We start from the raw sequence: 26,639 nt of genomic DNA on the forward strand, positions 1-26,639 counted from the left end.
CCCGCAGATGCAATAAATAGTTCATATTGGCACCGCCCAGAGAAAGGGCGTTTCCATGCCAGCTATGAAATCCATGACCGCCATCGCGCTGATCCTGACGATGGCGCAGGCCCCAGCCGCCGCGCAGGCGATCAGCCAGCAGGAGGCCGCGGCCATGCGAGCCGAGATTGCGGCCCTGAAAGCCCAGATCGACCGGCTGGAAGCCCGCATCGGGGGGAGCGAAACCGTTGCGGCGGCAGCACCGGTACAAGCTGACGCACCCGCCCCCGCAAAGCTCGCGGCCGCCGCCCCCTCTGCTCCGCCTGCCGAATCGCCCACGTCCGTTCGCTGGAAGGGCGGCCCGGTCTTTTCGCAGGGGGAACTGACCTTTCACCCCAAAGGCCGCATTCAATATGATGCCGGCCTGCTGATGACGCCGGACAGCGTCGCCGACCGGGCGCGTGGCTATTCCAACGAACTGCGTCGGTTGCGGCTGGGCGGTGAAGGCAAAATCGGCGGCGGTTTTGGCTATAAGCTGGAACTGGAACTGTCCGACAACAGCGTCGACCTGGTCGATACCTTCATCACCTATGAAAAGGGCCCGTGGCTGGTGACGTTGGGCAATCACAACGCATTCCAGTCGCTGGACGAGCTGATCAGCGATACCGGCGGCGCGGTGATGGAGCGCGCGGCCTTTACCGACGCCTTCAATTTCGAGCGGCGGCTGGGCCTTTCCGTGCAATATCGCAAGGGCATAGTGCTGGCGCAGGCCGGCGTCTTTTCCGACAGCGCCGATTCGCTGACCAATGATGCGGACGGCGCCGACGGCGGGGACGAGAATAACAGCTATGCGCTGGACGGGCGCATCGTGCTGGCGCCCAAATGGGGCGACACGCAATTGCATGTCGCGGCGTCCGGGCATTGGCGCGATTTTCAGCGGCTTTCGTCGGTCGGCCAGCGTTATCGCCAGCGCGCCTATCTTCATTCCGCCAACAGCCGATTCCTGGCGACGCCGCAGATCGTCGGCGACAGCGAAAGCCATTATGGGCTGGAATTTGCGGGCGAACGCGGCCCCTTCTGGTGGGCAAGCGAAGCGCATTGGTTGCGGGTGTCGCGCCCCGGCGTCGCCGATCCCGTCTTCTTCGGCGGCTATGGCGAAGTGGGCTATGTGCTGACGGGTGAAAAGCGCGGGTACAAGAACGGCATTTTCGGCACGGTGACGCCTGACAGCCCGGTCGGCAGCGGCGGATGGGGCGCGTTGCAGACGACGTTGCGCTATGACTATCTGGATTTGAACGACAAGGGGATCGTGGGCGGCACGCAGAAGGCGGTGATCGCCGCGCTGGTTTGGACGCCGGTCGAATTTTTGCGCTTCAACGTCAATTATGCGCATCTGCGCTACGGCGACGCGGCAATCCTGGCCGGGAATGACCGGGATTACAGCGTCGATGTCATTGGCTGGCGCGCCGAACTGGATTTCTGACCGGCATGCGGGCGATGCGCGATCGCGCACCGCCCCAAGTCGCTCAGTCGAGATTGGGTCGCAGATAGCGTTCAGCAGTCTCCAAATCGATGCCCCGGCGCGCGGCATAATCCTCCATCTGATCGCGCCCGACGCGGGCGACGCCGAAATATTCGGCTTGCGCATGACCGAAATAAAAGCCGCTCACCGCCGCCGTCGGCAGCATGGCGAAGCTTTCGGTCAGCGAAACCCCGGTGGCGTGATGCGCGTCGAGCATGTCGAACAGCAGGGGTTTCAGGCTATGTTCCGGGCAGGCGGGATAGCCCGGCGCGGGACGAATGCCGCGATATTGCTCCTTGATGAGCGCTTCGTTCGTCAACTGCTCGCCCTCGGCATAGCCCCACAGTGCGGTGCGGACATAATGGTGCAGCCGCTCGGCAAAGGCTTCGGCGAGGCGGTCGGCCAGCGCTTTCAAAAGAATGTCCGAATAGTCGTCGATCGACGCCTTGAAGCGAGCGAGATGCGGTTCGATGCCGTGGATCGACACGGCAAAGCCACCCATCCAGTCGCCATGAGGACTGATGAAGTCGGCCAGGCACATGTTCGCCCGCCCTTCCCGCTTGGCGATCTGTTGCCGCAGCATGGGCAGGCGGACGTGGCGTTCATCCTCGACATGGACGATGATGTCGTCGCCCACCCGGCGGCAGGGCCACAGGCCGCAAACGCCGCGCGCGGTCAGCCATTTGTCGTTGACGATTTTGTCGAGCATCTTCTGCGCGTCGGCAAACAGGCTGCGCGCGCTTTCGCCGACGATGTCATCGTCCAGGATGGCAGGATAGTTGCCGGCCAGTTCCCAGGCACGGAAGAAGGGGGTCCAGTCGATATATTGGACCAGGTCCTTCAAATCCCAGTCGGGGAAGCGGTGCACGCCGGGCAGGCGCGGGCGCGGCGCCTTGAGCGCCTCGTCCATCTCGAAGCCATTGGCGCGGGCATCCTCGATCGAAAGAAGCTGGCTTTGCCCCTTCCCCTCTCGCGCCTTGCGGACATGATCATAATCGGCCTTCGTCTTCTGCACGAAATCCGTCTTCTGCGTTTCCGAAACCAGCGCCGTCGCCACGCCCACCGCGCGGCTGGCGTCGAGCACATGGACGACCGGACCGGTGAAGGCCGGGTCGATGCGCAGCGCGGTATGGACCTTCGACGTGGTCGCGCCGCCGATCAGCAGCGGCATGGTCATGTTGGCGCGCTGCATTTCCGCCGCGACCGTCACCATTTCGTCCAGGCTGGGGGTGATGAGGCCGGACAGGCCGATCATGTCGGCGTCATTCTCGTTCGCGGCCTTGATGATGTCCTGCCAGGGGACCATCACGCCCATGTCGATGACCTCAAAGCCGTTGCACTGGAGCACGACGCCAACAATATTCTTGCCGATGTCATGGACGTCGCCCTTGACCGTGGCCATGACGATCTTGCCCTTGCCCTTGGCACCCGGCTCCTTTGCCGCCTCGATATAGGGCAGCAGATGCGCGACCGCCTTCTTCATGACGCGGGCGGATTTGACGACCTGGGGCAGGAACATCTTGCCTGCGCCGAACAGGTCGCCGACGACGTTCATACCGTCCATCAGCGGCCCTTCGATCACCTCGATGGGCTTGGCGGCGGCGAGCCGGGCTTCCTCCGTATCCTCGACCACATACATGTCGATGCCCTTGACCAGCGCATGTTCGAGGCGTTTGGCGACCGGCCAGCCGCGCCATTCCTGGGCGGCTTTCTCCGAAGCGGCATCCTTGCCCTTGAAGCTTTCCGCCAGCGCGACGAGGCGGTCGCCCGCTTCCGGGTCGGAGTTCAGGAGGACGTCCTCGCACGCCTTGCGCAGCGCGGGATCGATCGCATCGTAGACGTCGAGCTGGCCGGCGTTGACGATCGCCATGTCGAGCCCGGCGGGAATGGCGTGATAGAGGAAGACGCTGTGCATCGCCCGTCGCACCGGCTCATTGCCACGGAAGGAGAAGGAGAAGTTGGAGAGGCCGCCCGAAATATGGACATGCGGGCAGCGCGCCTTGATCTCGCGGCAGGCTTCGATGAAGTCGACGCCGTAATTATTATGCTCCTCGATCCCGGTCGCGACGGCGAAGATATTGGGGTCGAAGATGATGTCCTCGGGCGGGAAGCCGATGCTCATGAGCAGCTTGTAGGCGCGCTCGCAAATTTCGACCTTGCGCTCTTTGGTGTCGGCCTGCCCGGTTTCATCGAAGGCCATGACGACGACGGCTGCGCCATAGGCCATGCAGAGGCGGGCGTGGTGGAGAAACGCATCCTCGCCTTCCTTCATGCTGATCGAGTTGACGACCGGCTTGCCCGACACGCATTTGAGGCCGGCCTCGATCACTTCCCATTTGGAAGAGTCGATCATGACGGGAACGCGGCTGATGTCCGGTTCCGACGTCATGAGCTTGAGGAAAGTCGTCATCGCCTCGACCGCGTCGAGCAGGCCTTCATCCATGTTCACGTCGACGATCTGCGCGCCATTCTCCACCTGCTCGCGCGCGATGTCGATGGCGGCGGCATAATCGCCCGCCATGATCAGCTTCTTAAATTTGGCGGAGCCGGTGACGTTGGTGCGCTCGCCGATGTTGACGAAAGTGGCGGTGGTCTGGGTGGTCATATCCCGATCTTCAATTCCGTTCGGGCTGAGCCTGTCGAAGCCCAGTCCTTTTTTTCAAGAAAGTGCAGCCCTTCGACAAGCTCAGGGCGAACGGAGGAGAGATATCCCCTCCCCATTTCTCACGCCGCGATGTGCATGGGTTCGAGGCCCGCCAAGCGCGTCACGACCGGCAGTTCGGGCACCGCGCGCGGCTTGTGACCGGCCAGCGCCTTCGCCACCGCGCCGATATGGGCAGGCGTCGTGCCGCAGCAGCCGCCGACCATGTTGACCAGCCCCTCGTCCACCCAGTCGCGGATCAGCTTCGCGGTGGTTTCGGGCAGCTCGTCATATTGGCCCAGCTCATTGGGCAGGCCGGCGTTGGGATAGGCCAGGATCAGCGTGTCGGCATTTCTCGACAATTCGGCCAGATAGGGCCGCAGCAGGTCCGCCCCGAACGCGCAGTTCACGCCGATGGTCAGCGGCTTCAAATGGCGCAGCGAATACCAGAAGGCGTTGATCGTATGGCCCGACAGGTTGCGGCCGGACATGTCGGTGATGGTGAAGCTGAGCATCAGCGGCACGGAGCGTCCGGCCGCCGCCTCGGCCTCGCGCGCGGCCATGCCCGCCGCCTTGGCGTTCAGCGTATCGAAACAGGTTTCGACCAGCAGGAAATCGACACCGCCCGCGATCAGCGCGTCGCACTGTTCGCGATAATCGGCCTTGAGCGTATCATAGTCGACTTCGCGATAGGCGGGGTCGTTGACGTCGGGCGAGATGGAAAGCGTCTTGTTGGTCGGGCCGATCGATCCGCAGACGAAGCGGGGCCTGCCATCCTTCGCGCTTGCCTTTTCGCACGCCGAACGGGCCAGCTTCGCAGCGGCGACATTGATGTCCCAAACCAGATGTTCGCAGCCATAATCGGCCATGGCGATCTTGGTCGAGGAAAAGGTGTTGGTTTCGATCATGTCGGCGCCGGCATCGAGATAGGCGGTGTGAATGCCCTCCACGATATTGGGGCGCGTCAGGCAGAGCAGGTCGTTATTGCCCTTCTGGTCCTTCGCCAGATCGAGGTCGCCGCGATAATCGGCTTCGGTCAGGCCATGTTTCTGGATCGAGGTGCCATAGCCGCCGTCAAAGATCAGGATCTTTTCGGCGGCCAGTTGGCGGAATGTCTGTTCGGCGGTCATCGTCTCGTCCCCGCTTTTGGAAAAATCCGTTCGTGCTGAGTAGAGGCTGAGCTTGTCGAAGCCTCGTATCGAAGCGCCTATCCTTCGATACGCCATTTCGACTTCGCTCAATGGCTACTCAGGACGAACGGCTGATAAAATTCATCACGCCACTATCTCAGCCGCCACCTTGGGCCTTAAACCCAGCAGATGGCAGATCGCATAGCTATGTTCCGCCCGGTTGAGCGTGTAGAAATGAAAGTCGCGCACGCCGCCTTCATAGAGTTTGCGGCAGAGTTCCGCCGCGAGCGTCGCGGATATCAACTGACGGGCGGCGGGGCGATCGTCCAGGCCTTCGAACAGGCGCCCCATCCAGGCGGGCACATCGGTGTTGCACATGGCCGCCATGCGCTGGACCGCGGCGAAATTGCCGACCGGCATGATGCCGGGCACGATTTCCGCGTCGATGCCGGCGGCGCGCACCTGATCCATGAAGCGGAAATAGGTGTCGGGTTCGAAGAAGAATTGGGTGATGGCGCGGGTCGCCCCCGCGTCCAGCTTGCGCTTGAGATTGTCGAGATCGCTTTGCGCATCGCGGGCGTCAGGATGAACCTCGGGATAGGCGGACACGGAAATTTCGAAAGGGTGACGCTTCATCAGCCCTTCGACCAGATCGGCCGCGCCGGCATAGCCATCGGGATGCGCTTCGAACCGTCCGCCCTGTTCGGGCGGATCGCCGCGCAGCGCGACGATGTGGCGCACCCCGGCCTGCCAATAGGCGTCGGCAATCTCGTCAATCTCGCTCTTGCTGGCGGCGACGCAAGTCAGGTGCGCGGCGGCAGCAAGCGGCGTTTCCCGCGCGATCCGGGCGACCGTATTATGCGTGCGCTCCCGCGTCGATCCGCCCGCGCCATAGGTGACGGACACGAAGCGGGGCGCAAGCGGCGCGAGCGTTTCGATCGCCGACCAGAGCTGCGCCTCCATCTTTTCCGTCTTGGGCGGGAAAAATTCGAAGCTGACGCGCGCATCGCCGGCCAGATCCGCATAAAGGGGCACGCGATCGTCAATGGTCATGCGGATATCCGTCGTTCGAGCGGCAGGACATCGGCGCTCTTGCGCCGCCCCAGCCACAGTTGCACCGTCAATTCCTGTCCTGGCAGGCGTTCCACCTGTTCCAGGACCAGGCCCGCATCCGCGAACCAGCCTTCCATCTGGGCATCGGCAAAACCGAGCCGCGCATGCTGGTCGCGGGTGCGCAATTCTTCCCGCTGATGCGGGGCGAAATCGGCGATCAGGACGCGGCCATCGCGGGCGGTCACGCGCGCCGCTTCGGCAATGACGCTTTCGGGCGCTTGGGCATAATGAAGCACCTGATGGCACAGCACCGTGTCGATGCTGCCGGATTCCATCGGCAGGGACAGGAAATCGCCCAGCAACAGCGCATATTTGTCACCTGCATCCTGCGGCAATTTGGCGCGGGCGAGGCGCAGCATATCGGGGCTGCGATCCAGAGCCGTCACTTGGCGCGCTTCGTCGCCGAACAATTCGATCATCCGCCCGGTGCCGGTGCCGATGTCGAGCAAATGGCCGATCGGTTCGCGCGCCAGCAGCGCGGTCATCGCCGCTTCCACCTGCGCTTCGGGCACGTGGAGCGAGCGGATCGCGTCCCATTCGTCGGCATGTTCGGCGAAATAGGCCTCGGCCGCGCGCGCCCGCTCCGCCCGCACCGCCGACAGACGCGCGAGATCGGCCGCCTGCCACAGCGCTTCGGGTTGCGAAGGTTCGATCCGATCGAACAGCGTGAGAAAAGGCGCGAGGCCCTGCTCGCGCGCCAGGCGCAGGAACACCCAATTGCCCTCCTTGCGCCGCTCGACAAGGCCGGCTTCGGCAAGGATGCGGACATGGCGGGATACGCGGGGCTGGCTTTGCCCGACGACCTGCGCGATTTCCCCCACCGCCAGTTCCATCGCGCGCAACAAATGCACGATCCGCAATCGCGTCGGGTCGCCGAGCGCCCGGAAAATATCGAGAGCGGAGTGCATGGAGAGATCATATAAAGAAATCTTTATATACGTCAATGCCCGTCATTTCCGCGACGAACCAAGCGTAACGACCCCCGCCAACCCTTGCTTTGCGATGAATGGGATTGCCTTGCCCCGATCAACGCATTACGAATCGCGGCGCAGGCGCAATGGGGGGTGAGCTTTTCTCCGAGAGTTGTCTGCATCTTTTTTTTCTCAGAGAGGGGTTGTTGCCCATGACCAAGTCGATTGCTCTTTCGCTCGTTCTCGCCGCTTCGCTCGGCCTGGCTGCCTGCAGTGGCAACCATGAAGAAAACGCCGCCAACATGGCTGCCAACGCTGCCGAGAATGCGTCGAACGCGGCCGACAACGCCATGAACGCCGCGATGAACGCCGCTGACGATGCCGCCAACGCCGCGTCGAACGCGACGAACAACGTCGCGAACGCGATGTAATTGTCCCTGACCAGGGAAGAATTTGTAAAAGGGGTCGCTCCGGCAACGGGGCGGCCCCTTTTCCATGGGAGAGTGCCGATGCGCTATCTGTCGGGGCTGATGTTTCTGACGCTGCTCAATGGGTGCGGATCATCGGAGAGCGACGGCGTGGGCGGCGTCAGCGCGAGCGACGCGCGCGCCCTCAATGAAGCTGCTGCGATGCTGGACGCGCGCGTCGGCGTGACGGACGACAAGGCGGGGGATCTCAATCCCGCAGCGCGCATGGCGGCGGACCGTCAGCGCGGCCAGGCGCCGGAGAGCAAGCCGGCACAATGAAGGGCCGCCCCGGCGGGGGACGGCCCTTCCTTTACTGCCAGCCAGGCTGGCTTAGCAGTTGCGGTCGATCGCGCGACCGGCAAGGGCGCCGACGCCAGCGCCGATGATCGCGCCAGCCGTACCGTCGCCACGACCGTAGCGACCCGAATTGCGACCGACCTCATTACCGAGCAGGCCACCGGCGATCGCGCCGATGATGGTGCCGCCCGTGCCATTATCCCGGCAGCGATAGCCGCCACGATAGCCGCGATAATAATTGTTGCGGTAATAGCGCTCGCCGCGATAGCCGCGATAATGGTCACCGCGATAGCCGCGATACCCCCGATTATATCCGCGATAATGATCGCCCCGGTCATAGCCGCGATAATGGTCGCGGGCCATGGCGGGCGTGGCGGTGACGGCAAGGGAAGCAGCGCCCATCGCAAGAGCGGCTCCCATATTTACAAGAAACTTCATCTTCATGGCGGTTGCTCCTCCAGAAAAAATTATCTCATCGGCGAAGCGTCAAGAACGGGATTCGCCATTGATTGACGTCTTTATGCCCGATCGGGTTTGAGCCATCGCTGAATGGCGCTGTCAGCCAGCGTTCACCTGATGGCGACCCGTCACTGCTTTGCTGCGTCCTGCCGCATATTGCCCTAAGCGGGGCGGCGATGAGCCGAATCCTGATCATCCTGGCGCTGGCGATGCTGCTATGGCCCGCGCCCCACCCCGGAAAGCCCGCAGCGGTGCGCGCCGGGACGTTGCTGGTCAGCGCGCGCGCGTTGCCGCTGGACAGCACCGATCCGGCGCGGCGCAGGATCGGCACGCTCACATATCTGGGCGGGTGGGAGTTGCAGAGCGCCCATCCCGGCTTTGGCGGCATATCCGCATTGCTGGCCGCAGCGCCTGGCGAAATGCTGGCATTGAGCGATTCAGGCATATTGATGGGATTTCACGTCGGCGACGGACCGCATCTGCGCCGACCGTTCATCGCCCCCCTGCCCGTTCGCCCGCGGGATCGGCACCGGCCATGGTGGGCGTGGGATTCAGAATCGCTGACCCACGATCCTGCCACGGATCGTTACTGGGTGGGCTTTGAGCTGCAACAGTCCATCTGTCGCTATGGCCCCGGTTTCGCGCGGGTGGAAGCGTGCCGAACCTGGCCGCAGATCGCCGCCTGGCCCAAGACCGGATCGATCGAATCGCTTGCCCGGTTGCCCGACGGACGCTTCATCGCGATCGGCGAAATGGGCATGACGGCGGAAGGGCGGCACGAGGCGCTGCTCTTCCCTGGCGATCCGGCCGATGCCGCAACCGGCAATCCCGTCCCGCTGCGCTATACCCCGCCCCGGGGATACAGGCCGACCGATGCGGTGGCGCTGGACGCGCGCCACTTGCTGGTGCTCCACCGCCGCCTGACGTTGCAGGACCTGTTCACCGCGACGATCGCCATCGTCGACCTGCCCCCGATCCTGTCGCCGGGCACGATCCTGAAAGGCCGCACGCTCGCTCGGCTGGCGCCGCCGCTGCTGGCCGACAATTTCGAAGGAATGACGGTGACGCGCGAAGGGGGGCGGCCGGTCCTGTGGATCATATCCGACGACAATCACGAATTTTTCCAGCGCACCCTGCTGCTGAAATTCGCCTTGCGGATGATGTGACCGCTGGCTCCGCGAAAGGACGCAAAAAAGCGGCCCGTTCCCAGGCCGCTCATTCACCGAAACGAATCGGACAGGATCAGGCCGCGGCGGCGGCCTTCTTCTTGACGATGTCGCGCTTGAGGCGACGGGCCTTGAGCGAGAGCTTGTCGTCGCTGGTCTTGACCAGCCAGTTGTCGAGGCCGCCATTATGTTCGACCGAACGCAGGCCATGGGTCGACACGCGCAGCTTCACGGTCGTTTCCAGCGCTTCGGAGATCAGCGAGACGTTCTGCAGGTTGGGCAGGAACACACGCTTGGTCTTGTTATTGGCGTGGGACACATTGTGACCCACCTGGCGGCCCTTGCCGGTCAGCTCGCAGATGCGCGACATAGTCTGTTCAACCTTTGAATTCGGGTTCGTTCGGAAAGCCGCGCCAATAACGGGATTCCCTGCGGCCGTCAACCCGGATGGGGTGGCACGCAACCCTTTCGCTCAGCGCAGCGTTTGACCTGGGTTACAGCAAAGGAGGGCGGAATGCGACTCATTGGTGGATTGTTGGTCATTATCCTGCTGGTGCTGGCGGGTGGCATCGCGACCGGATTCATCGACCTGCAGCGCACGCAATCGGGCAGCCTGCCCGAAGTGTCGGTGCGTGGCGGATCGCTGCCCAAATATGAGGCCAATGTCGCCAAGGTCGAGGTCGGCACCCGCAACGAAACGGTCGAAGTGCCGACCGTGGATGTGCGCAAGCCCTGATATTCCGATCGCCGTTCAGATGCGCTAGGGGCGGATCATGGCTGCGCCCTTCCCCCTGCCCGCCCCGATGCGCCGTGCGCTGGAACTGGCGCTACGGGCGCAGGAGGCGGAGGAAGTGCCGATCGGCGCTGTGGTGACGCGGAACGGCGTCATCATTGGCGAGGGCGAGAATCGCAACCGGCGCGATCGCGACCCGACCGCCCATGCGGAGATCGTCGCGATGCGAGCCGCTGCGGCTTATCTTGACGATTTTCGACTGACGGGGTGCGACCTGTGGGTGACGCTGGAGCCCTGCCCGATGTGTGCGGGCGCCATTTCCCATGCGCGCATCGCGCGGCTTTATTACGGGGCGGCGGACCCCAAGGGCGGCGCGATCGAGCAGGGGCCGCGCCTTTTCATGCAGCCCCAATGCCTGCACCGACCCGAAGTCTATGGCGGGCTTGCCCAAGCGGACGCGTCAGCTTTGTTGCGCGATTTTTTTGCTGCCCGCCGGTGAATAGAGGATGCGGTACAGCTGATAGGGCAAGGTGATGTCGGTATTGAGCCGCACCGGCACGAGCCAGTCGGGCCGCTGGCCGCGCATCAGGTCTGCGTAAAAGCCGCCGGGGCTGCGTGACTGATAGATGGTGCCTTCGGGGAAATTGGGACAGATCAGCAAATAGGTCGCGTGATGCCGGGCGGCGATGGCGCGAAAAGCGGCGGGCTTGCCATCAAAGGCGTGATGGATGTCGAGGATCGTCGCGCCGTTGCGGTGATAGGGGCCGGCCAGGGCGCTGTGATGCGTCGTCGCCAGGATGCGCGGGCCAAGGTCGACCATGGTGAAGATGGTCGCGGGCGGCAGCTGGTCCAGCACGGCCAGCGCCGGCAATGTGCGGCACCGGCCATTCGCTTTCTTGATCGCATCGGTGCGAGCAAGCGCGGAGGGGCGCCAAGCCTTTGGCTTTTGCCCGGTCATGTCCTGATAGACTTTGACCACCTGCGGGTAGAGTGGATAGGCAAAGGCGATGGCGGCGAGCAGAGCGACGCCGGCCGCGCCAGCGATGCGGGCACGGCGCGATCCGGTCAGCACCGCCGCGACCAGCCGGTGCGCGGCCCAGGCGGCGGGCGGGATGGCGAGCAATTGCGCCGCCGGACCGGCGCGCAGCTGCCAGAACAGCAAGGCGGTCGAAAAAACCATCATCGCCCCCACGGTCGCCCAGGCCCAGAGCCGTTCGCCGTCGCGCCGCGCGTCCCACAGCGCCCAGAGCAGGCCGATGAGGCCGGCGGCGGGGATGGCGAGCAACGGCACGACCAGGCTTTGCGCCTGCGCGGTGATCGGCTTGGCCTCGCGAATATTGGCGAGCCACAGGCGCTGGAGTTCGGGCGATATCTGATAGGGGCTGAGGCATTGCGGCCAGTTGAGCCAGACGAAAAGGCCAAGCGCGCCGCCGACCAATGCGCCTGCGGCAAGACGCATGGGCCAGCCCCGCAGCGGCGCGAGCGCCAGCAGCACCATCCCCGCTCCCGCCGCGCCGAACACCGCCACCCAGATGGGCGAGAGGGCGTCGCAGACCATGGCGCGATTGGCATAGCTGGCAAAGAGCAGGTAGAGGAGCGAGGTCGCGCCCGACAGGCTGAGCGCATAGGCGAGCATGCGGCTTTCCGCGCCGGGGCGGAATACCCAGCGCAGCGCGATGAGCGCCCCGCCCGCGGCCAGATAGACGATCATTTCCATGCCGATGGCGATGGAGAGCGCGCTGCTGACGCCGGCCATGATGCCGCCGCGCAGCCGGTTGGTGTCGATCACCCCGGCCAGCATGGTGAGCGCGAGCGCCAGTTGCCAGCCATGATGGTCGATCCGCATCGGCGCATACATGCCCAGCCCCATCTGCGCGGCGAAGGGCGCGACCACCGCGAGCAGCCAGCCATGCGGCCCGGCGAGCCGCCGGCCGATGAAGCCCAGCGACAGCATCAGAAGCAGCAGCGGCAACAAGGGCGCGATGCCGCAGGCCAGGCGATCGGCCATGCCCTGGTCGACAAAGGCGCGGAAGAACAGCATCAGCCCGGCAATGGGTAGATCGACGAGGCGCGACCAGTGGATATTCGCACCGCCTGGCGGATCGAGCCGATATTGGCGCAGGTCGTACCAGCCCTGCCCCGCCAGCCAGTCCTTCACCTGGACATAGCGGATATTATCGTCGGTATCGCCGAGCACGAGCCAATAGATCGCCGGCCAGCGCGTCGCCACCATCGCGACGACGGCAACGATCCAGATGAGGAAGGTCAGCCATTTCCAGTGACGGCTGGACCAGCGCGCCAGATGACCCGCCAGGATCATCGATTTCGCGCGCATGTCGTGCCGGCTTTGCAAGTTCATGCCGGTCGATTAGACGACCCGCTTCAAAGCGCAACGGGGGCCATGATGATTTTCGCCGAACGGTTGAGCCCGCAGCAACGCGCGCTGTTCTGGCAGATCGTCCGCTATGGGGTCACGGGCCTGTTCGTCACCGCTTGCCAGGCCGCGATCTACTGGTGCCTGGCGACGCTGGGCGGGTTGCATGTCCAGGTCGCCAATTTGATCGGCTATGCCGGGGCGGTGTGCGTGGGCTATGTCGCGCACAGCCTATTCACCTTCCGCGATCAGGCGCGCAGCGACGGGCATGGCGCGCGCGGCGTGCGGTTCGTGGCGGCGTCGCTGATCAGCTATGGCTTGAACGCACTTTGGGTGTGGCTGTGCGTCACGCATATGGGCTGGCCCGAATGGTCGCCCATTCCCGCGATGCTGTTCGTGACGCCGGCCATCATGTTCGTGCTCAACCGGCAATGGGTGTTCCGCTAAAGCGCGTTGCCATAGGCCAGCAGCGCGTCGGGCCGGGCGAGGACCACCAGTGGCAGACCGGCCGCCGTAGCGCGCTCTACCGCAAGGCTGGTCGGGGCGGAGATGGTGACGAGCAGCGGACAGTCGGCCAGCACCGCCTTTTCCACCAGTTCATAGGAGCAGCGCGAGGAGAGCAGCGCAAAGCCTCCGTCCCAGCCATGGCCTGCGCGAGCCATAGCGCCGATCAGCTTGTCAAAGCCATTGTGGCGGCCGACATCCTCCCGCGCCAGGCGGATGCGTCCCTGCGGATCGACCAGGGCTGCGCAATGCGCCGCGCCGGTCGCGGCGTTCAACGGCTGATGATCGCGCAGGGCGTCGAGCGCGCGAAAGATAGCGGCGCGATCCGCGCTGGACTTGGCCGTGATGGTCGGCAGCGGTCGCAAGGCCTGCTCCAGCGTTTCGACGCCGCACAGGCCGCAAGCCGAATCGGATGTGCGGTGGCGCACGCGCCGGAGCAAATCGTCGGTGCGGTGCGACGGCAAGGTCGTGCGCGCGATGACGCCCGCGCCGGTCGCATGAACGTCGATGTCAAGCAACGCATCGCCGCGCGACACCAGCCTTTCGGCAAGGCTGAACCCCTGGACCAGATCGCCGATATCGTCGGGCGTCGCCATCAGCACCGCATAGCCCGCGCCATTATATTCGATCGCGACGGGCACTTCCCGCGCCAACGGCCGGTCGACCGGCGTGGTCGCACCATCGGGGGTCAGGCGCAGGAAAGGCTGAGGGTCCGGAGCGGGATCGGGCGGTACTGTCATTGCTCGCGACCCTAGGCCCCGCCCGGCAGGCTGGCAATGTCGCGACTGGCGGCGCGCGCCTGTCCTGCCTATGACGAAAGCGGTCCTTGAGGAGACGCCATGGTGACGCAAATAGTGCTGGGGGCGGTTCTGGCTGGCGGGCGGTCCAGCCGCTTTGGCAGTGACAAGGCGCTGGCGATGCTGAACGGGCGCACCTTGCTGGATCATGCCATCGCGGCGCTCAGCCCCCATGTAAGCGAAGTGGTGGTATGCGGGCGCGCGGGCGGGCTGGCGGACCGGCCGCGGCGCGATCTGGGGCCTTTGGGGGGCCTTAACGCGGCGCTGCATCATGCGGTCGACCATGGTTTTGCCGGGGTGCTGACCACGGGATGCGACATGCCGGTCTATCCTGCGCAATTGCCCGCATTGCTGATAGGCCCGCGGGCGGCGGTGGTGGAGGGCCAGCCGCTGCTGGGATGGTGGCCCGCTACGCTCGCGCCGATGCTGGACGCCCATCTGGCCGGCGAGAATAGCCGGTCGATTCGCGGCTGGCTGGAGGCGGCGGGCGGGCGCGTGGTGCCGCTGGAGGGCATCGCGCTGCCCAATATCAACCGGCCGCAGGATCTGGCGGCGCTGCAAAAGACGCAATAGCCCCTTCCCCCCGGCACGCGATTCGCTCTAGGCAGGCGGCATGATCCGCGTCGCCAGCCTGTTCGCCCTTGCCCTTCTCACCGCGTGCCAAGGGGGCAAGGCGGACAGGGAACGGGATGCAAGCAACGTCTCTGCCGCCCGGACGCCTGCCCTGCTGCCCGTGGTGATCCGGACGGACGGCGGCGGCGCGCATCGGTTCGACGTCGAGGTCGCCCGCACGCCGCAGGAGCAGGATAAGGGGCTGATGTTCCGCAAGGCGATCGCGGCGGACGGGGGCATGCTGTTCCCGATGGACCCGCCGCGCACCGCGAGCTTCTGGATGAAGGATACGCTGGTGCCGCTCGACATGCTGTTCATCCATACCGACGGGACGATCGCGTTCGTGAAGGCGCAGGCGCAGCCCTATGCGCGCGAGCCGATTTCGGCCGGGGTGCCGGTGGCGGCGGTGCTGGAGTTGCGCGGCGGGCGCGCGGCGGAGCTGGGCATCGGCGAGGGCGACAAGGTGAGTTGGGGCGGCTGCGCGGTGCCGACGGACAAGGTGGCGACCGACCTCAATTTCTGCCCGGCCCCGGCGCGCTGACGCCATATCCGTCTTGCCCGCGTCCCTCGCAACGGCTAAGCGCTTGCCCCATGGGTATCCTGGCAAACATCTTCACCTGGTGGAATGGCGCCACCTTTGGCACCTGGCTCTTTACCAAGCGCAAGGGCACCAAGGTCGGCGAGGATCATCAGGGCAATGTCTATTTCGAAGGCGGCAAGGACCCCAATGGGCTGACCCGCCGCTGGGTGATCTACAGTGGCGCCAATGACGCGAGCCGCGTGCCGGCCGAATGGCATGGCTGGCTGCATCATTCGATCGAAGGGGCGCCCGAAAGCTTCCTGCCGCCGCCGCGCATCTGGGAAAAGGAATCCACCCCCAACGCGACCGGCACGCCCCAGGCCTATCGCCCGTCGGGCGCACTGGAAAAGGGCGGCCTGCGCCAGAAGGCGACCGGCGATTATGAGGCGTGGAGCCCCGACGCGGCATGAGCGGACGCCCGGCGGGGTCGTTCCCGCCGATCCTTCCATACATGATCATGCTGCCCTGCGCCCTGACGCTGGCAGCGTGCGGCGACAATGACGCCCTGCCGCCGGCCAATCGGTCCGGGCCGGTCAAGGTGGAAGGCACGCCGATCCGCCCCGCCGACAATGGCGTCATGCCCGGCACGCCGATGGCCGAACGATCCGCCGTGCTGGGCCTGCTGAACAAGCGCAACGGCCTGACCCGCGATTTGACGTTGAAGCCGGGCGAGGCGGTGCGCGTGGGTGATGCGATCGTGCGGTTGCAGGCGTGCGAGACGACCGCGCCATGGGAAAATATCCAGGAAACGGGCGCGTTCGTGCAGTTGGACGTGCGCAGCAGCGCCGACAATAAGTGGCGGCGCGCTTTTTCCGGCTGGCTGTTTCGCGACCGGCCCGACCGCAATGTGGTGCAGCACCCGATCTATGACGTCTGGGTGAGAAGCTGCGCGATGGAATGGCCCGAAAGCGGCCCCGACACGGTCAAGCTGGGCGCCAAGGGCGAGCCGGTGTCGGCGCGCCCGGCCAGCGGGGCGAACGCCAGCTCCGCCGCCGCGCCCGACCCGGCGGCCAGCACGTCGGATTCCGCGCCCAGCGCCACCGAACCCACGGCCGCGCCCAGCAACTGAAGATAGTCGCGCTGGCGGATTTCGACCGCGCCCATGGTGCGCAGATGATCGGTCATGAACTGGCAGTCGAGCAGGGTGAAGCCGGCAAAGCGCATCCGCGCCACCAGCCAGGCCAGCGCGACCTTTGACGCATCGGTGCGGCGCGACACCATGGATTCGCCGAAGAAGGCCGTGCCCAGCGCAACGCCATACAGGCCGCCGACCAGTTCCTCTCCGTCCCACACCTCGATCGAATGGGCGAAGCGTCGGGCGTGCAGGTCGACATAGGCCCGTTCGATCGCATGGTTGATCCAGGTCGACGGACGATCGGGCGCGGCCTGCGCACACAGCGCCAATATATCGCCGAAAGCGCGGTTGGCGGTGACGCGAAACCGGTCGCGGCGCAGCACCCGGGCCAGCGAATGCGACAGGTGGAACTGACCCAGCGGCAGGATCGCGCGATATTTGGGTTCGACCCAATAGACATCGCGCGCGTCGCGATCATCCGACATGGGGAAGACGCCGATGGAATAGGCCTGCAACAGGATCAGCGGGTCGATCAGCATGTGAAGCCCAGGATAGCAGAGGAAGCGCAGGCAGGGCCAGCATGTTCATGAGCGCATGTTATAGCATTGCCACCAACGGCAACCGGCGGCGGGAAGTGATTGACTTGCGTTCTGCCCCGCCTAGCCTGCGCGTCCCATGAAGATGCTTTCCCTGGCGCTGGTGCCCCTGCTGTTCGCCTCCCCTGCCCTCCATGCCGCCGACGATCCCGCCACGGGTCCCTATGCCGCGCGCATCGCGAAGGTATTGAAGGCGACGCCGCTGATCGACGGGCATAATGACTGGCCCGAGGCGCTCGCGGAAAAGGCGAAGGATGCGCGCTGGACCATGGATTTGAGGCGGCTGGACCCGGCAACCTATCACACCGATGTCGAGAGGCTGCGCGCTGGCGGCGTGGGCGGGCAATTCTGGTCCGTCTGGGTATCGGCCGACCTGCCGCAGGTGCAGCAGGTCAAGGATACGCTGGACGCCATCGGCATGGTGCACAGTCTGGCCGCCCGCTATCCCCAGGATTTCCGGCTGGTGCGCACGGCCGCCGAGATGCGCGCGGCGCACAAGGCCGGGCGGATCGGGTCGCTGATGGGCGTGGAGGGCGGCGGTCAGATCGACGGCAGCCTGGCGGTGCTGCGCGCCTATCACCAGCTGGGCGCGGCCTATCTGACGCTGACCCACAGCCGCACGATCGGCTGGGCCGACAGCGCGACCGACAATCCGCAGCATGACGGCCTGACCCCCTTTGGCGAGGCGGTGGTGCATGAACTCAACCGGCTAGGCATGCTCGTGGACCTGAGCCATGTCAGCGAGGCGACGATGCTGGACGCGCTGCGTGTGACGAAAGCGCCGGTGATCTTTTCCCACAGCAATGCGCGGGCATTGTGCGACACGCCGCGCAATGTGTCGGACGCGGTGCTGAAGCAAGTGGCGGCCAATGGCGGCGTCGTCATGGTCAATTTCGCCGCGCAATATGTGTCGGAAGCGCGCCGGGTCTGGGGCGCGGATCGCAGCGCCGAGATCGCGCGCAACAATGCGCCACCCTTTGGCGGGCTGTATATCGGCGATCCCGAAGGCGCGGCCAGGGCGCTGGCGGCATGGGAAACCGCGCATCCCAAGCCCCAGGCGACCATCAGCCAGGTCGCCGACCATGTCGAGCATATCGTCAAGGTGGCGGGGATCGACCATGTCGGGATCGGCAGCGATTTCGACGGCGTCGGCGACCTGCCCGAAGGGTTGGGCGGGGTCCAGACCTATCCAGCGCTGCTGGCCGAACTGATGCGGCGCGGCTGGAGCGACGCGGACATCGCCAAGCTGGCGGGCGAAAATATATTGCGCGTCATGGCGGCCGCGGAAAAGACGGCCGCGGCGATGAAGGATGAACCCGAAGGCAGCGCGATACCGCCCACCGATCCTGCCTGATCTTCGGTCGGAAACGCGGCCTTGATAACAGCCTTCGACCCGGCTCAAAAGTCTCAGCAGTTGGTCAGAGGAACGCCCCGCCCTTCATGACGCGGCGAGCGCGGCCCTGCACCGGCAGCTTGTCGAACGGCGTGTTGCCCGCCGACGCCGCCATGCGCGATGAATCGACGATCCATGGCGCGTCGGGCTCAATGAGGATGAGGTCGGCGGCGCTGCCCGGCGTGAAGCTCCCCGCGTCGACGCCCAGGATTTTCGCAGGGTTGGCGCAGAGCAGGGTCATCAACCGGTTGATCGACACATGGCCTTCGCGCACCAAATTGAGCGAGAGCGCCAGCAAGGTTTCCGCGCCCGCCATGCCCGGCGCTGCGTCGGCGAAGGGCAGGCGCTTGTCCTCCGGCCCGCGCGGGTCATGGCCCGATGTAATGACATCGACCGTGCCGTCGGCGACGGCGGCGATGCTGGCGAGGCGATCGGCTTCATGGCGCAGCGGCGGCGACAGGCGCGCGAAAGTTCGGAAATCGGTCGCCGCCTGATCGTTGAGGAACAGATAGGCGGGCGTGATGCCGCAGGTGACGCGCAGCCCCTCCGCCTTCGCCGCGCGGATGAGGTCGAAGCCGGCGCGGGTGGTGACGAGGCGGAAGTGGATGGTGGCGCCGGTTTCGCGCACCAGCATCAGGTCGCGCGCGATCGCCATGGCCTCGGCGCAGGCCGGCGCGTGCGGCAGGCCGAGGCGTGTCGCGGTTTCGCCGCTGGTGGCGACGGCGCGGGCGGTAAGGCCGCGATCTTCGGCATGGGCGATAAGCGTCAGACCAAGCCCATGGGCGTAGGTCAGCACGCGCAGCATCACGCCGGAATCGGCGATCCACTGGCGGCCCGTCCCGACCGCCTTCGCGCCTGCCGCCTGCATCAGGCCCATTTCCGCCATTTCGGTGCCCATCAGGCCGCGCGTCGCGGCGGCGATGGGATGGACCCAGAAATCAGGCTTGCCCGCCCGCGTCGCCTGTCGGATGAGGCCCACATCATCGAGCGGCGCGCGCTGATCGGGCATCAACGCAGCGCGGGTGATGCCGCCGAAATGGAAAGCCGGCTTGTCGGTCGCAAAGACGCCGAGGTCGATCAAGCCCGGCGCGATGACCAGGCCGCGCGCGTCGATCCGCTCCGCATCGGCCGGCACGTCGACCTGGCCGGCCGCGACGATCCGGTCGCCATCGATCAGGACGACGCCGTCATGCAGCGCGTCGGCGGCAGGATCGGCGAGCTTGCCATTGACGATGGCGCGCAGGGTCATGCCCATCCCTTCTTTGGTGGTCGGGATGTTCAAGCCCATCCCTCCACACCACGCGCGCTGCGGGTCAGCACGTCGAGGCAGGCCATGCGGACAGCGACACCCATGGCGACCTGTTCGGTGATGGCCGACCGTTGCGGGTGATCGGCGACGCTGCTGGTGATTTCCACGCCCCGGTTCATGGGACCTGGATGCATGACCAGCGCGTCGGCCTTGGCGATCGCCAGCCGTTCGGGCGTCAGGCCATAGAGCGCATGATATTCGCGGGCCGAAGGAATGAAGGCACCGTCCATCCGTTCATTCTGAAGCCGCAGCATCATCACCACGTCGGCGCCATCCAGCCCTTCGTCCATGCGGCTACAGGGGGTGGCGCCCAGCATCTCCACCTCTGGCGGCAGCAAAGTGGGCGGCGCGATGGCGCGGACCTGCGCCCCCAATGCAGCGAGGCAGAGCATGTTGGAGCGGGCGACGCGGCTGTGCAGCACATCGCCGCAAATCGCGACCACAAGGCCTTCAAACCCGCCCTTGCGCCGGCGGATGGTGAGGGCGTCGAGAAGGGCCTGGGTGGGATGCTGGTGCCAGCCGTCGCCGGCATTGAGAACGGGACAATCGACCTTGTCCGCGATCAGCGCGACTGCACCGGAACTCGCATGGCGGATGACGATGACGTCGGCGGCCATGGCGTTGAGCGTCATTGCCGTGTCGATCAGCGTTTCGCCCTTCTTCACGCTGGAGGTCGCCGCGTGCATGTTGACGACATCCGCGCCCAGCCGCTTGCCCGCGATTTCGAACGACAGCAGGGTGCGGGTGCTGTTTTCGAAAAAGGCGTTGATCTGCGTCATGCCGGCCAGCCGGTCGTCATGTTTGCGCGCCTGGCCCTTGTTCGCCTGCGCCCAATATTCCGCTTCGTCCAGCAGGAATCGGATTTCCCAGGGTTTGAGGTCCGCGATCGACAGAAGATGCCGATGCGGGAACAGCGCGCGACCGGTAAGGTCGGACGAGACGGACGCGGCGGGCATGGGAGGCATGAGCGCCCCTTTAGGCGAGCGCCGGGATCAGGGCAAGAGAGGCAGCCCGACCTACGACCCCTCTACCATTGGCAACGCTGTCCGGGGCGGGCATAGTGCGCCGCAAGGGAGCAGGACAGGACGATATATGACGCGGACCAAAGGATTTTTTGCCGCCATGCTGGGCGTGGCGATGGTGATGCCAGCCCATGCGGACGCCGCTGCTCCGGCCGCTTCGGTGGCGACGACCGAATATGGCAAGGTGCAGGGCAGTGTCGCGGACGGTGTCGAAAGCTGGAAGGGCATCCCCTTTGCCGCGCCGCCGGTCGATGCGCTGCGCTGGCAGCCGCCCAAGCCCGCCGCGCGCTGGAGCGGGGTGCGCGAAACGACAGCCTATCGTAATGACTGCATGCAGGAACCCTTCCCCAGCGATGCTGCGCCGCTCGGCACCACGCCATCGGAAGATTGCCTGTACCTCAATATCTGGAAGCCGGCCGACGCCAAGGGAAAACTGCCGGTCATGGTGTGGATCTATGGCGGTGGTTTCGTGAATGGCGGATCGTCGCCGCCCACCTATAGCGGCGCGCCCATCGCGACGCAGGGCGTGATGGTGGTGAGCTTCAACTACAGGCTGGGACGCTTTGGTACGTTCCGTCACCCGGCGCTAGGCAGGGATCAGGGCGTCAATTACGGGCTGCTGGACCAGATCGCGGCGCTCAAATGGGTGCAGCGGAACATCGCGGGCTTTGGCGGCGACCCGGATCAGGTAACGATCGTCGGCGAAAGCGCGGGCGGCCGGTCGGTCCATGCGCTGATGACGACGCCGCTGGCCAAGGGGCTGTTCGACCGGGCCGTCATCATGTCCGGTGGGAATGGCAAGCCGGGCGCGCTATCGACACCTGCCGATGCGGAACGGCTGGCGGTGGCGTTCGGGGAAAGCCAGGGGATTGCGCCCGATGCGCCGGACGCCGCGGCCAGGCTGCGCGCCCTTCCCGCCCGCACGGTGGTGGGCGACCTCAACCTGGCGAAGATGGACAATTTCTTCAGCCCCGTGACCGACGGCCGCAGCGCGGTCGATGTCATCGCCGCGCATGAAAGCGGCCAAGCGCCGGCAATCCCGGTCATGATCGGCGCGACCAGCGCAGACATTGGCGGGCCGGATGGGCCGATGGTCGCCGGCGCGCGCGACCTGGCGGCGCTGTTCGCCCGGCGCGGCATGCCAACCTACGCCTACCGCTTTTCCTACGTGGCGACGTCGGTGGGCGGCACCAACGCCTATCACGCGACCGACATCCCGTTTTTCTTCGACACGCAGGCCATCAAATATGGCGCGGCCACCACGCCACGCGACAATCGCATGGGCGACATCATGAGCGGCTATCTGGCCAATTTCGTGAAGAGCGGCGATCCCAATGGCGCGGGCCTGCCGCAGTGGCCGCGCTACCGCGCCGATGGTGGCAAGCAGATGGACTTTGCCACCAGCGGCGAGGCTCTCGTCGAACAGGTCAACGGCCGATGACGATGCGCTGTGGCTGACCGGTGGCGGGCAGGCGCAGCGCATCGCCCTGCCACTGCGCCGACCGACCGTTGACCCGCGTGGCTGGCGGCGCACCGGCGAAGGGCCAGCGCAGGACGAAACCGCCGGTCGGGCGCGCGCCGCCGCCGATCGTCACCGTCATCCGCTCGGCATTGCCCGCCATCGCCAGATCCAGCGCGCCATAGGGCGTGCGCAGCCCGTCGATGCGGACCCCCTGCCCCGTCAGCCAGTCGCCGGTCATGCCCGCGCCCAGCACCAGCGTCTCACTCGCCTTGTCTTCATAGGCAAAGAGGTCGAGCGCGGCGCGGATATAGTCGGACGCGACCCAGGCATGGGGCAGATCGCCCAAGAAGCGAATGGCGCGCGGCTCTCGACCCACGACTTCCGCCCAGGCGTTCCAGCCGGCCGGGCGGCGATCGCGCATATAGATGGCGAGCAGATCATTCGCGCGTTGCGGCTGGCCCAGGCGCAGCATGGCCGACACGTTGCGCAGTTCATAAGGGGTGTAATCGTCCCAGTCGGTCGATGTGGCCCGGCTGGTCACGCGCCGCCACTGGCGGTCGAACGTATTGTGGAGCAGCCGCTGGTCGAGCCGGGGTTGCAGCGCCGTGATCTCCAGCGCCATGGTGGTGGAGGTGGCGTCGAAATCCCCCAGGCTGGTCGCGCCCGGGATGAAGTCGATCGACCAATGCCGTGCCGCCGCGTCGATGGCGTCCACGATGTCGCCGGCAAACTGGTCGCGCTGCGCGGCGATGGCGGATGCCTGCGGTTTGCCCAGCACCTGCGCGGCGTAAAGCGCGCCGTCATAGCCGGCCAGCCCCCAGAAATCGTCCCACAGGCTATATTGCGCCTTGGCCGAATAGGCTTCGTGGCTGATCGAGGGCGGCAACAGGCCGTAAAGCATCTGCCGGTCGGGCGTCTGGTTGGCGGCGGTGCGTTCGGACAGGCGCAGTCCGTCCATATAGCGGCGCGCGGCGTCCAGCCGGTCCCAGTGACGCGCCAGCAGCGCGGTGTCGCCGGTGTAGCGGTGCAGTTGCGCCAGCAGGTGGATATATTCGCCATGCGAGTCATTTTCCGGCACTGGGTCCGCGCCCCGAAAATCGACGCAGCATGGCACTTTGCCATTGGCGAAGAGGTGGCCGCCATACCAGTCGGCAAAGGCGATCGCCGGATCATTGACGCCAAGGCGCAGCAGCGCGTCCGACATCATCGCGCCGTCGCGAATCCAGCTGCGATTATAGGATCGGGTGCCGGGTTTGAGCGCCGGGCCGTCGCGGCTGATCAGAATATCGGCGAGCGCTGTGCGCAGCGTGTCGACCAGTTCCTGCCTGGCGGACGGCACCTGAATGGTGACACTGCCGAGCCGTTGCCGCCACTGGTCGGCGGTCTGCGCCAGCGCCATCTCGACATCGGCAGGCGCCGAACCGGCAAAGGCCACCGGCACGTCCAGCGTTTCGCCCGGCGGCAGGCGCATCGTCCAACTGAGACGCGCATGAGCCATATGGGCCTCATCCTCCACATGGGTGGCCGATGGCAAGGTTTCGGGCGTGGCGAGCGCGCCCTGGTCAAAGCCGCCCATGCCGACCGATTGCGGCGTCACCATGGGGGTGAGCAACCGATCGACCGGCGGGTCGCCCGCGACCGGACCGGGCTGGCGAATATGCAGGCGCGTTCCGTCCCAGCGGATCGCGGAAATCGGGCTGACGCCGCCGCGCTGCGCCAGAAATTGCGCGGGCGGGTTCACCTGAAACGGACGGACCGCCAGCGTGAGGGTGACGGTGCGCGGCTGATCGCTTGTGTTACGGACGCGCCAGCGACCCAGCAGGCGCGGCTCGTCCGGTTCCGCCTGCGCAAAAGCGGTGCTTTCGAGCGTCCAGCCCTGCCCCTGCCAGCGGGTGGTGGCGATGGGAAGATAGCCGTCGACCAGGCTCTGGCTGGTGATGACACCCGCCCAGTCGACCGGGGCGCTGTTGACGGTGAGGAAGGGTTCGACCGAATAGCTGCCCTTGGCAGGCTCGATCGCGCCATCTTCGCCGATCAGGCCTGCGATCGCGCCGCCATCCGTGCCGACGAGCGTCCAATAGGGTTGTTCGGTAAAGCCGCGCGGATAGCGGCCGCGCGGCGCCTGGCTCGCGAGGCGGCTGATGAAATCATTGGGCGTGGGTGCCCAGTCTATATCCTTGACCGCGACTTCGGCCAGGTCGCCTTCGCCGATCATGCGGATGCGCAGATAGCGCGGCTCCGCGCCATGCAGCGCAATCGGATCATGGCCGCCATCGCCGGCATCCACAGTGCGCAGCGTCTGCCAGGCGCGCTTGTCCTGCGATCCTTCGACCCGGTAGGCCGCCGCGCCCTGCCAGTCGAGCAACAGCGCCGACAGCCGCTGCGGCGCGCCCAGATCGAGCGTCAGCGATTGTCCGGCACGTCCATGCCAGGCGGTCGATTGGTCGCCATCCAGCACGGCCGGGTCGCTGGCTTTGGGTGGTGAAGGAGGCGGCGCTGGCGGCAGCGGTTCCAGCGTCAGATCATCGATCTCGACATGCCCCTTGCCCCCGTCGCGGCCGCGCACCAGCACGATTTCCATGCGATCGGTGCGGCGCAGGCTCTTGTCCTTGGCCGGGCCCCAGGCAAATTCCAGGTCGCGCGGGCGAATACACAGTTCCTGCCATTGGGCCGAGGGGCGGAAATTGAGTTTCTGCACCCACCAGACATTGTCGCCCGACGCATCGGTGAATTTGAGCTGAAGGTCATTGACGTCGCCCCTCCCCCGCAGCTTGAGCCGCAGGACATAATTGTCCGGCCAGTCGATCGGCAGCGTCCGCGCGGCAAAGGCATAGCCCGATACCGCGCCGAAATCATAATCGAGCCGCAGCGCCTGGCCATCGTCGCCCGGCACGGCCGACACGTTTGACGCGACGCCATCGGACGCGGCGGCGGTCCAGCGGTCGGGCTGTTCGAACCCCTCGGCCGCGACCGGCTGCGCGGCGGCGAGCAGGAAGGCAAGCGTCGCCAGCGTCATCCCAGCCAGCCGCCGGTGAAGCCCGACCGTTGCAGGCCCCGCCGGATATGCGGATTCTTCTTCATCGTGTTCCAGATGAGGCCGGTGCGGTGATTTTCGATCATCGCGACGATCGGCCCCTGGTCGATGCCCAGATAATCCTTGTCGACCCAGCCGACCCCCAGGCGGAATTCCCCATGGCGGAAAGGCTGTGGCGGACGACGGACGATGGTGGGATTGAAACTGTCGAGGAATCCATATTTGTCGTAGATCTGCTCGCCATAGCGGAAATACATGGCCTGCACGGTCGGCTCGACGATTTCGGGCGCGAAGGGCAGCGACCCCAGCAATGCGGTCGGCGCCAATGTGCCATCATCGCGCTCGCCCGGTCCGCGGGCGGAATAGCTGTAAAATTCACGTTCCTTGCCGCCCAGCATCATCTTGAAATCGCCCGGCCCGTCGCAGGCGGTCAGGCCCCAGCAGTCCGGTCCATATCCTGCCCAGTTGCCCGGATTTTCGATCGCATAATTGCGCTGGCAGTAAGTGGCGCGGCGGCTGTTTTCGAAATAGTCGATGCCCTTCTGCGTCATGAACCGGTCCTGGATGCCGCGGAAGTCGACCCAGACATGGCTATATTGATGGCCGAACATTGGCGCGAAATGCAGATGCGGTTCGCCCCAGCGCGACGACCAACTGCTTTCGAACTGGGTGCTCCACACATTCCATGTGTCATCACGCAGCGGATGCGTCGGCGACCCCATGCCCAATATGTAGAGGATCATCCCTTCATTATAGATTTCCCAGTCGGAACGAATGAAACCGCTTTCGGGATGCCAGCCCATCGACACGAAGGGCGCGCGCGGGGTGATCCAGTTCCACTCGACGGCGCGATAGAGTTGTTCGGCAAGATCGCGGATGCGCGCTTCATCCGCATCGACGGGGTCATCGAACCAGCTTTGCGCGAACAGGACGCCCGCCATCAACAGGGCGGTGTCGATGGTCGAGAGTTCCGACAGCGAGAAGCGATAGCCCTTGGTCGACCCCAGGAAATGATAGAAGAAGCCGCGATAGCCGCTGACGCCCGATCGCTGGTTCCCCATTGGCGCGGCGGCGAGGAATTGCAGCGTGGTGAGCGTGCGCTCGCGCGCTTCGGCGCGGCTGATCCAGCCATGGGTGACGCCGATCGGATAGGCGGTCAGCGCAAAACCCATCGCGGCGATGGATACGAAGGAGGGCGTGGGCCAGCGGTCGGGGGCCATGCCCGTCTTTTCGTCGGTGACTTCCCAGAAATAGCGGAAAGCGAGTTTCTGGATGTCGTCGATCAACGGACTGACTTCCACGTCCAGCGCCGGGCGCTGGTCGAGCCGGGTCCAGCCATCGACCGCGACCGGCGCGGTCGAGACGGGCGCCTGGGGCGTGCGCGTGGCGCATCCCGACACAAGCCCGGCCAGCCCTACCCCGGCCGAGCCCATGAATGTCCGTCTATCCAGCAATCATCACCT

25 protein-coding genes and 1 pseudogene are annotated in these 26,639 nt (G+C 65.5%); 13 read left to right on the forward strand and 13 right to left on the reverse strand.

Going from position 1 to position 26,639, the window contains the following annotated elements; translation table 11 throughout:
- Positions 1-55 precede the first annotated feature (55 nt).
- Positions 56-1,462 carry an OprO/OprP family phosphate-selective porin gene (locus RLDS_RS45525; RefSeq protein ID WP_052034153.1) on the forward strand — a complete coding sequence of 469 codons (1,407 nt, stop codon included), beginning with the start codon at positions 56-58 and terminating at the stop codon, positions 1,460-1,462.
- Positions 1,463-1,505: 43 nt separating this feature from the next.
- On the opposite strand, the gene metH is transcribed toward RLDS_RS45525, so the two are convergent.
- The 4 genes from metH to RLDS_RS45545 form a co-directional block, all read right to left on the reverse strand.
- Complete coding sequence (gene metH, locus RLDS_RS45530) at positions 1,506-4,106, reverse strand: methionine synthase (protein ID WP_021227119.1); 2,601 nt, start codon at positions 4,104-4,106, stop codon at positions 1,506-1,508.
- 119 nt (positions 4,107-4,225) lie between these two features.
- Positions 4,226-5,272, reverse strand: a complete 1,047-nt coding sequence (locus RLDS_RS45535; protein WP_021227120.1) for a homocysteine S-methyltransferase family protein — start codon at positions 5,270-5,272, stop codon at positions 4,226-4,228.
- A 144-nt stretch (positions 5,273-5,416) separates the two neighbouring features.
- Positions 5,417-6,325 carry a methylenetetrahydrofolate reductase gene (metF, locus tag RLDS_RS45540; protein ID WP_021227121.1) on the reverse strand — a complete coding sequence of 303 codons (909 nt, stop codon included), beginning with the start codon at positions 6,323-6,325 and terminating at the stop codon, positions 5,417-5,419.
- Positions 6,322-7,293, reverse strand: coding sequence for an ArsR/SmtB family transcription factor (locus RLDS_RS45545; RefSeq protein WP_021227122.1), 972 nt, complete (start codon positions 7,291-7,293; stop codon positions 6,322-6,324). Before RLDS_RS45545 ends, metF begins: the two co-directional genes overlap by 4 nt.
- A gap of 215 nt (positions 7,294-7,508) precedes the next feature.
- Between RLDS_RS45545 and RLDS_RS45550 the strand changes: the two genes are divergently transcribed.
- Both RLDS_RS45550 and RLDS_RS45555 read left to right on the forward strand, forming a co-directional pair.
- Positions 7,509-7,727, forward strand: coding sequence for a hypothetical protein (locus RLDS_RS45550; RefSeq protein WP_021227123.1), 219 nt, complete (start codon positions 7,509-7,511; stop codon positions 7,725-7,727).
- A 78-nt stretch (positions 7,728-7,805) separates the two neighbouring features.
- Entirely contained in the window at positions 7,806-8,042 is a 237-nt protein-coding gene (locus RLDS_RS45555) for a hypothetical protein (protein WP_021227124.1), read from the forward strand.
- Positions 8,043-8,093: 51 nt separating this feature from the next.
- Here RLDS_RS45555 and RLDS_RS45560 read toward each other — a convergent pair whose 3' ends face one another.
- The gene (locus RLDS_RS45560; protein ID WP_021227125.1) at positions 8,094-8,504 is read right to left on the reverse strand and encodes a glycine zipper 2TM domain-containing protein; all 411 of its coding nucleotides are present in this window, start codon (positions 8,502-8,504) and stop codon (positions 8,094-8,096) included.
- A 191-nt stretch (positions 8,505-8,695) separates the two neighbouring features.
- Here RLDS_RS45560 and RLDS_RS45565 point away from each other — a divergent pair, with 191 nt between their 5' ends.
- The gene (locus tag RLDS_RS45565; RefSeq protein ID WP_021227126.1) at positions 8,696-9,685 is read left to right on the forward strand and encodes an esterase-like activity of phytase family protein; all 990 of its coding nucleotides are present in this window, start codon (positions 8,696-8,698) and stop codon (positions 9,683-9,685) included.
- Positions 9,686-9,761: 76 nt separating this feature from the next.
- Here RLDS_RS45565 and rpmB read toward each other — a convergent pair whose 3' ends face one another.
- Positions 9,762-10,055, reverse strand: coding sequence for a 50S ribosomal protein L28 (gene rpmB, locus RLDS_RS45570; protein WP_009822595.1), 294 nt, complete (start codon positions 10,053-10,055; stop codon positions 9,762-9,764).
- A gap of 144 nt (positions 10,056-10,199) precedes the next feature.
- Here rpmB and RLDS_RS45575 point away from each other — a divergent pair, with 144 nt between their 5' ends.
- Together RLDS_RS45575 and RLDS_RS45580 are read left to right on the forward strand one after the other, a co-directional pair.
- Positions 10,200-10,421, forward strand: coding sequence for a hypothetical protein (locus RLDS_RS45575; RefSeq protein WP_009822596.1), 222 nt, complete (start codon positions 10,200-10,202; stop codon positions 10,419-10,421).
- A 37-nt stretch (positions 10,422-10,458) separates the two neighbouring features.
- Entirely contained in the window at positions 10,459-10,917 is a 459-nt protein-coding gene (locus tag RLDS_RS45580; protein ID WP_021227127.1) for a nucleoside deaminase, read from the forward strand.
- On the opposite strand, the gene RLDS_RS45585 is transcribed toward RLDS_RS45580, so the two are convergent.
- Complete coding sequence (locus RLDS_RS45585; RefSeq protein ID WP_031298574.1) at positions 10,879-12,777, reverse strand: Na+/H+ antiporter NhaC family protein; 1,899 nt, start codon at positions 12,775-12,777, stop codon at positions 10,879-10,881. The two genes, RLDS_RS45580 and RLDS_RS45585, sit on opposite strands and share 39 nt — an antisense overlap.
- Before the next feature lie 45 nt (positions 12,778-12,822).
- On the opposite strand from RLDS_RS45585, the gene RLDS_RS45590 reads away from it, so the two are divergent.
- Entirely contained in the window at positions 12,823-13,239 is a 417-nt protein-coding gene (locus tag RLDS_RS45590; RefSeq protein ID WP_031298575.1) for a GtrA family protein, read from the forward strand.
- Here the strand turns inward: RLDS_RS45590 and fdhD are convergent.
- A complete protein-coding gene (fdhD, locus tag RLDS_RS45595) occupies positions 13,236-14,036 on the reverse strand; it encodes a formate dehydrogenase accessory sulfurtransferase FdhD (protein ID WP_021227130.1) in 801 nt (266 codons plus the stop codon). The two genes, RLDS_RS45590 and fdhD, sit on opposite strands and share 4 nt — an antisense overlap.
- Positions 14,037-14,135: 99 nt before the next feature.
- Between fdhD and mobA the strand changes: the two genes are divergently transcribed.
- From mobA to RLDS_RS57010, 4 genes and pseudogenes are all read left to right on the forward strand, one after another.
- Positions 14,136-14,666 carry a molybdenum cofactor guanylyltransferase gene (gene mobA / locus RLDS_RS45600; protein ID WP_021227131.1) on the forward strand — a complete coding sequence of 177 codons (531 nt, stop codon included), beginning with the start codon at positions 14,136-14,138 and terminating at the stop codon, positions 14,664-14,666.
- Positions 14,667-14,706: 40 nt separating this feature from the next.
- On the forward strand, positions 14,707-15,246 hold the full coding sequence (locus RLDS_RS45605; protein WP_021227132.1) for a DUF192 domain-containing protein: 540 nt from the start codon (positions 14,707-14,709) through the stop codon (positions 15,244-15,246).
- 50 nt (positions 15,247-15,296) lie between these two features.
- The gene (locus RLDS_RS45610; protein ID WP_021227133.1) at positions 15,297-15,695 is read left to right on the forward strand and encodes an NADH:ubiquinone oxidoreductase subunit NDUFA12; all 399 of its coding nucleotides are present in this window, start codon (positions 15,297-15,299) and stop codon (positions 15,693-15,695) included.
- A gap of 182 nt (positions 15,696-15,877) precedes the next feature.
- A pseudogene (locus RLDS_RS57010) lies at positions 15,878-16,114 on the forward strand (DUF2155 domain-containing protein); the annotation flags it as partial.
- 35 nt (positions 16,115-16,149) lie between these two features.
- On the opposite strand, the gene aat reads toward RLDS_RS57010, so the two are convergent.
- Positions 16,150-16,899, reverse strand: coding sequence for a leucyl/phenylalanyl-tRNA--protein transferase (gene aat / locus RLDS_RS45620; RefSeq protein WP_021227135.1), 750 nt, complete (start codon positions 16,897-16,899; stop codon positions 16,150-16,152).
- Positions 16,900-17,035: 136 nt separating this feature from the next.
- Here aat and RLDS_RS45625 point away from each other — a divergent pair, with 136 nt between their 5' ends.
- Positions 17,036-18,310 carry a dipeptidase gene (locus RLDS_RS45625; protein ID WP_021227136.1) on the forward strand — a complete coding sequence of 425 codons (1,275 nt, stop codon included), beginning with the start codon at positions 17,036-17,038 and terminating at the stop codon, positions 18,308-18,310.
- A gap of 64 nt (positions 18,311-18,374) precedes the next feature.
- On the opposite strand, the gene RLDS_RS45630 is transcribed toward RLDS_RS45625, so the two are convergent.
- Positions 18,375-19,598 carry a dihydroorotase gene (locus tag RLDS_RS45630; RefSeq protein WP_031298576.1) on the reverse strand — a complete coding sequence of 408 codons (1,224 nt, stop codon included), beginning with the start codon at positions 19,596-19,598 and terminating at the stop codon, positions 18,375-18,377.
- A 29-nt stretch (positions 19,599-19,627) separates the two neighbouring features.
- Positions 19,628-20,623, reverse strand: a complete 996-nt coding sequence (locus tag RLDS_RS45635) for an aspartate carbamoyltransferase catalytic subunit (RefSeq protein WP_031298577.1) — start codon at positions 20,621-20,623, stop codon at positions 19,628-19,630.
- A 127-nt stretch (positions 20,624-20,750) separates the two neighbouring features.
- Here RLDS_RS45635 and RLDS_RS45640 point away from each other — a divergent pair, with 127 nt between their 5' ends.
- On the forward strand, positions 20,751-22,121 hold the full coding sequence (locus tag RLDS_RS45640) for a carboxylesterase/lipase family protein (protein WP_021227139.1): 1,371 nt from the start codon (positions 20,751-20,753) through the stop codon (positions 22,119-22,121).
- On the opposite strand, the gene RLDS_RS45645 is transcribed toward RLDS_RS45640, so the two are convergent.
- Together RLDS_RS45645 and RLDS_RS45650 are read right to left on the reverse strand one after the other, a co-directional pair.
- Positions 22,108-25,158: a galactose-binding domain-containing protein gene (locus RLDS_RS45645; RefSeq protein ID WP_021227140.1), complete on the reverse strand. Its 3,051-nt coding sequence runs from the start codon at positions 25,156-25,158 to the stop codon at positions 22,108-22,110. The genes RLDS_RS45640 and RLDS_RS45645 overlap by 14 nt on opposite strands.
- Positions 25,155-26,630: a glucoamylase family protein gene (locus tag RLDS_RS45650; protein WP_031298580.1), complete on the reverse strand. Its 1,476-nt coding sequence runs from the start codon at positions 26,628-26,630 to the stop codon at positions 25,155-25,157. The genes RLDS_RS45645 and RLDS_RS45650 overlap by 4 nt, the downstream gene beginning before the upstream one ends.
- Positions 26,631-26,639: the final 9 nt, after the last annotated feature.

This window comes from Sphingobium lactosutens DS20 (assembly GCF_000445105.1).
Taxonomy (GTDB): Bacteria; Pseudomonadota; Alphaproteobacteria; order Sphingomonadales; family Sphingomonadaceae; genus Sphingobium; species Sphingobium lactosutens.

Excerpts from the sequence above, each read along its gene's own strand:
- RLDS_RS45525 (WP_052034153.1), top strand. The coding sequence starts at position 56 with ATGCCAGCTATGAAATCCATGACCGCCATCGCGCTGATCCTGACGATG.
- metH (WP_021227119.1), bottom strand. The coding sequence starts at position 4,106 with ATGACCACCCAGACCACCGCCACTTTCGTCAACATCGGCGAGCGCACC.
- RLDS_RS45535 (WP_021227120.1), bottom strand. The coding sequence starts at position 5,272 with ATGACCGCCGAACAGACATTCCGCCAACTGGCCGCCGAAAAGATCCTG.
- metF (WP_021227121.1), bottom strand. The coding sequence starts at position 6,325 with ATGACCATTGACGATCGCGTGCCCCTTTATGCGGATCTGGCCGGCGAT.
- RLDS_RS45545 (WP_021227122.1), bottom strand. The coding sequence starts at position 7,293 with ATGCACTCCGCTCTCGATATTTTCCGGGCGCTCGGCGACCCGACGCGA.
- RLDS_RS45550 (WP_021227123.1), top strand. The coding sequence starts at position 7,509 with ATGACCAAGTCGATTGCTCTTTCGCTCGTTCTCGCCGCTTCGCTCGGC.
- RLDS_RS45555 (WP_021227124.1), top strand. The coding sequence starts at position 7,806 with ATGCGCTATCTGTCGGGGCTGATGTTTCTGACGCTGCTCAATGGGTGC.
- RLDS_RS45560 (WP_021227125.1), bottom strand. The coding sequence starts at position 8,504 with ATGAAGATGAAGTTTCTTGTAAATATGGGAGCCGCTCTTGCGATGGGC.
- RLDS_RS45565 (WP_021227126.1), top strand. The coding sequence starts at position 8,696 with ATGAGCCGAATCCTGATCATCCTGGCGCTGGCGATGCTGCTATGGCCC.
- rpmB (WP_009822595.1), bottom strand. The coding sequence starts at position 10,055 with ATGTCGCGCATCTGCGAGCTGACCGGCAAGGGCCGCCAGGTGGGTCAC.
- RLDS_RS45575 (WP_009822596.1), top strand. The coding sequence starts at position 10,200 with ATGCGACTCATTGGTGGATTGTTGGTCATTATCCTGCTGGTGCTGGCG.
- RLDS_RS45580 (WP_021227127.1), top strand. The coding sequence starts at position 10,459 with ATGGCTGCGCCCTTCCCCCTGCCCGCCCCGATGCGCCGTGCGCTGGAA.
- RLDS_RS45585 (WP_031298574.1), bottom strand. The coding sequence starts at position 12,777 with ATGAACTTGCAAAGCCGGCACGACATGCGCGCGAAATCGATGATCCTG.
- RLDS_RS45590 (WP_031298575.1), top strand. The coding sequence starts at position 12,823 with ATGATTTTCGCCGAACGGTTGAGCCCGCAGCAACGCGCGCTGTTCTGG.
- fdhD (WP_021227130.1), bottom strand. The coding sequence starts at position 14,036 with ATGACAGTACCGCCCGATCCCGCTCCGGACCCTCAGCCTTTCCTGCGC.
- mobA (WP_021227131.1), top strand. The coding sequence starts at position 14,136 with ATGGTGACGCAAATAGTGCTGGGGGCGGTTCTGGCTGGCGGGCGGTCC.
- RLDS_RS45605 (WP_021227132.1), top strand. The coding sequence starts at position 14,707 with ATGATCCGCGTCGCCAGCCTGTTCGCCCTTGCCCTTCTCACCGCGTGC.
- RLDS_RS45610 (WP_021227133.1), top strand. The coding sequence starts at position 15,297 with ATGGGTATCCTGGCAAACATCTTCACCTGGTGGAATGGCGCCACCTTT.
- aat (WP_021227135.1), bottom strand. The coding sequence starts at position 16,899 with ATGCTGATCGACCCGCTGATCCTGTTGCAGGCCTATTCCATCGGCGTC.
- RLDS_RS45625 (WP_021227136.1), top strand. The coding sequence starts at position 17,036 with ATGAAGATGCTTTCCCTGGCGCTGGTGCCCCTGCTGTTCGCCTCCCCT.
- RLDS_RS45630 (WP_031298576.1), bottom strand. The coding sequence starts at position 19,598 with ATGACCCTGCGCGCCATCGTCAATGGCAAGCTCGCCGATCCTGCCGCC.
- RLDS_RS45635 (WP_031298577.1), bottom strand. The coding sequence starts at position 20,623 with ATGCCTCCCATGCCCGCCGCGTCCGTCTCGTCCGACCTTACCGGTCGC.
- RLDS_RS45640 (WP_021227139.1), top strand. The coding sequence starts at position 20,751 with ATGACGCGGACCAAAGGATTTTTTGCCGCCATGCTGGGCGTGGCGATG.
- RLDS_RS45645 (WP_021227140.1), bottom strand. The coding sequence starts at position 25,158 with ATGACGCTGGCGACGCTTGCCTTCCTGCTCGCCGCCGCGCAGCCGGTC.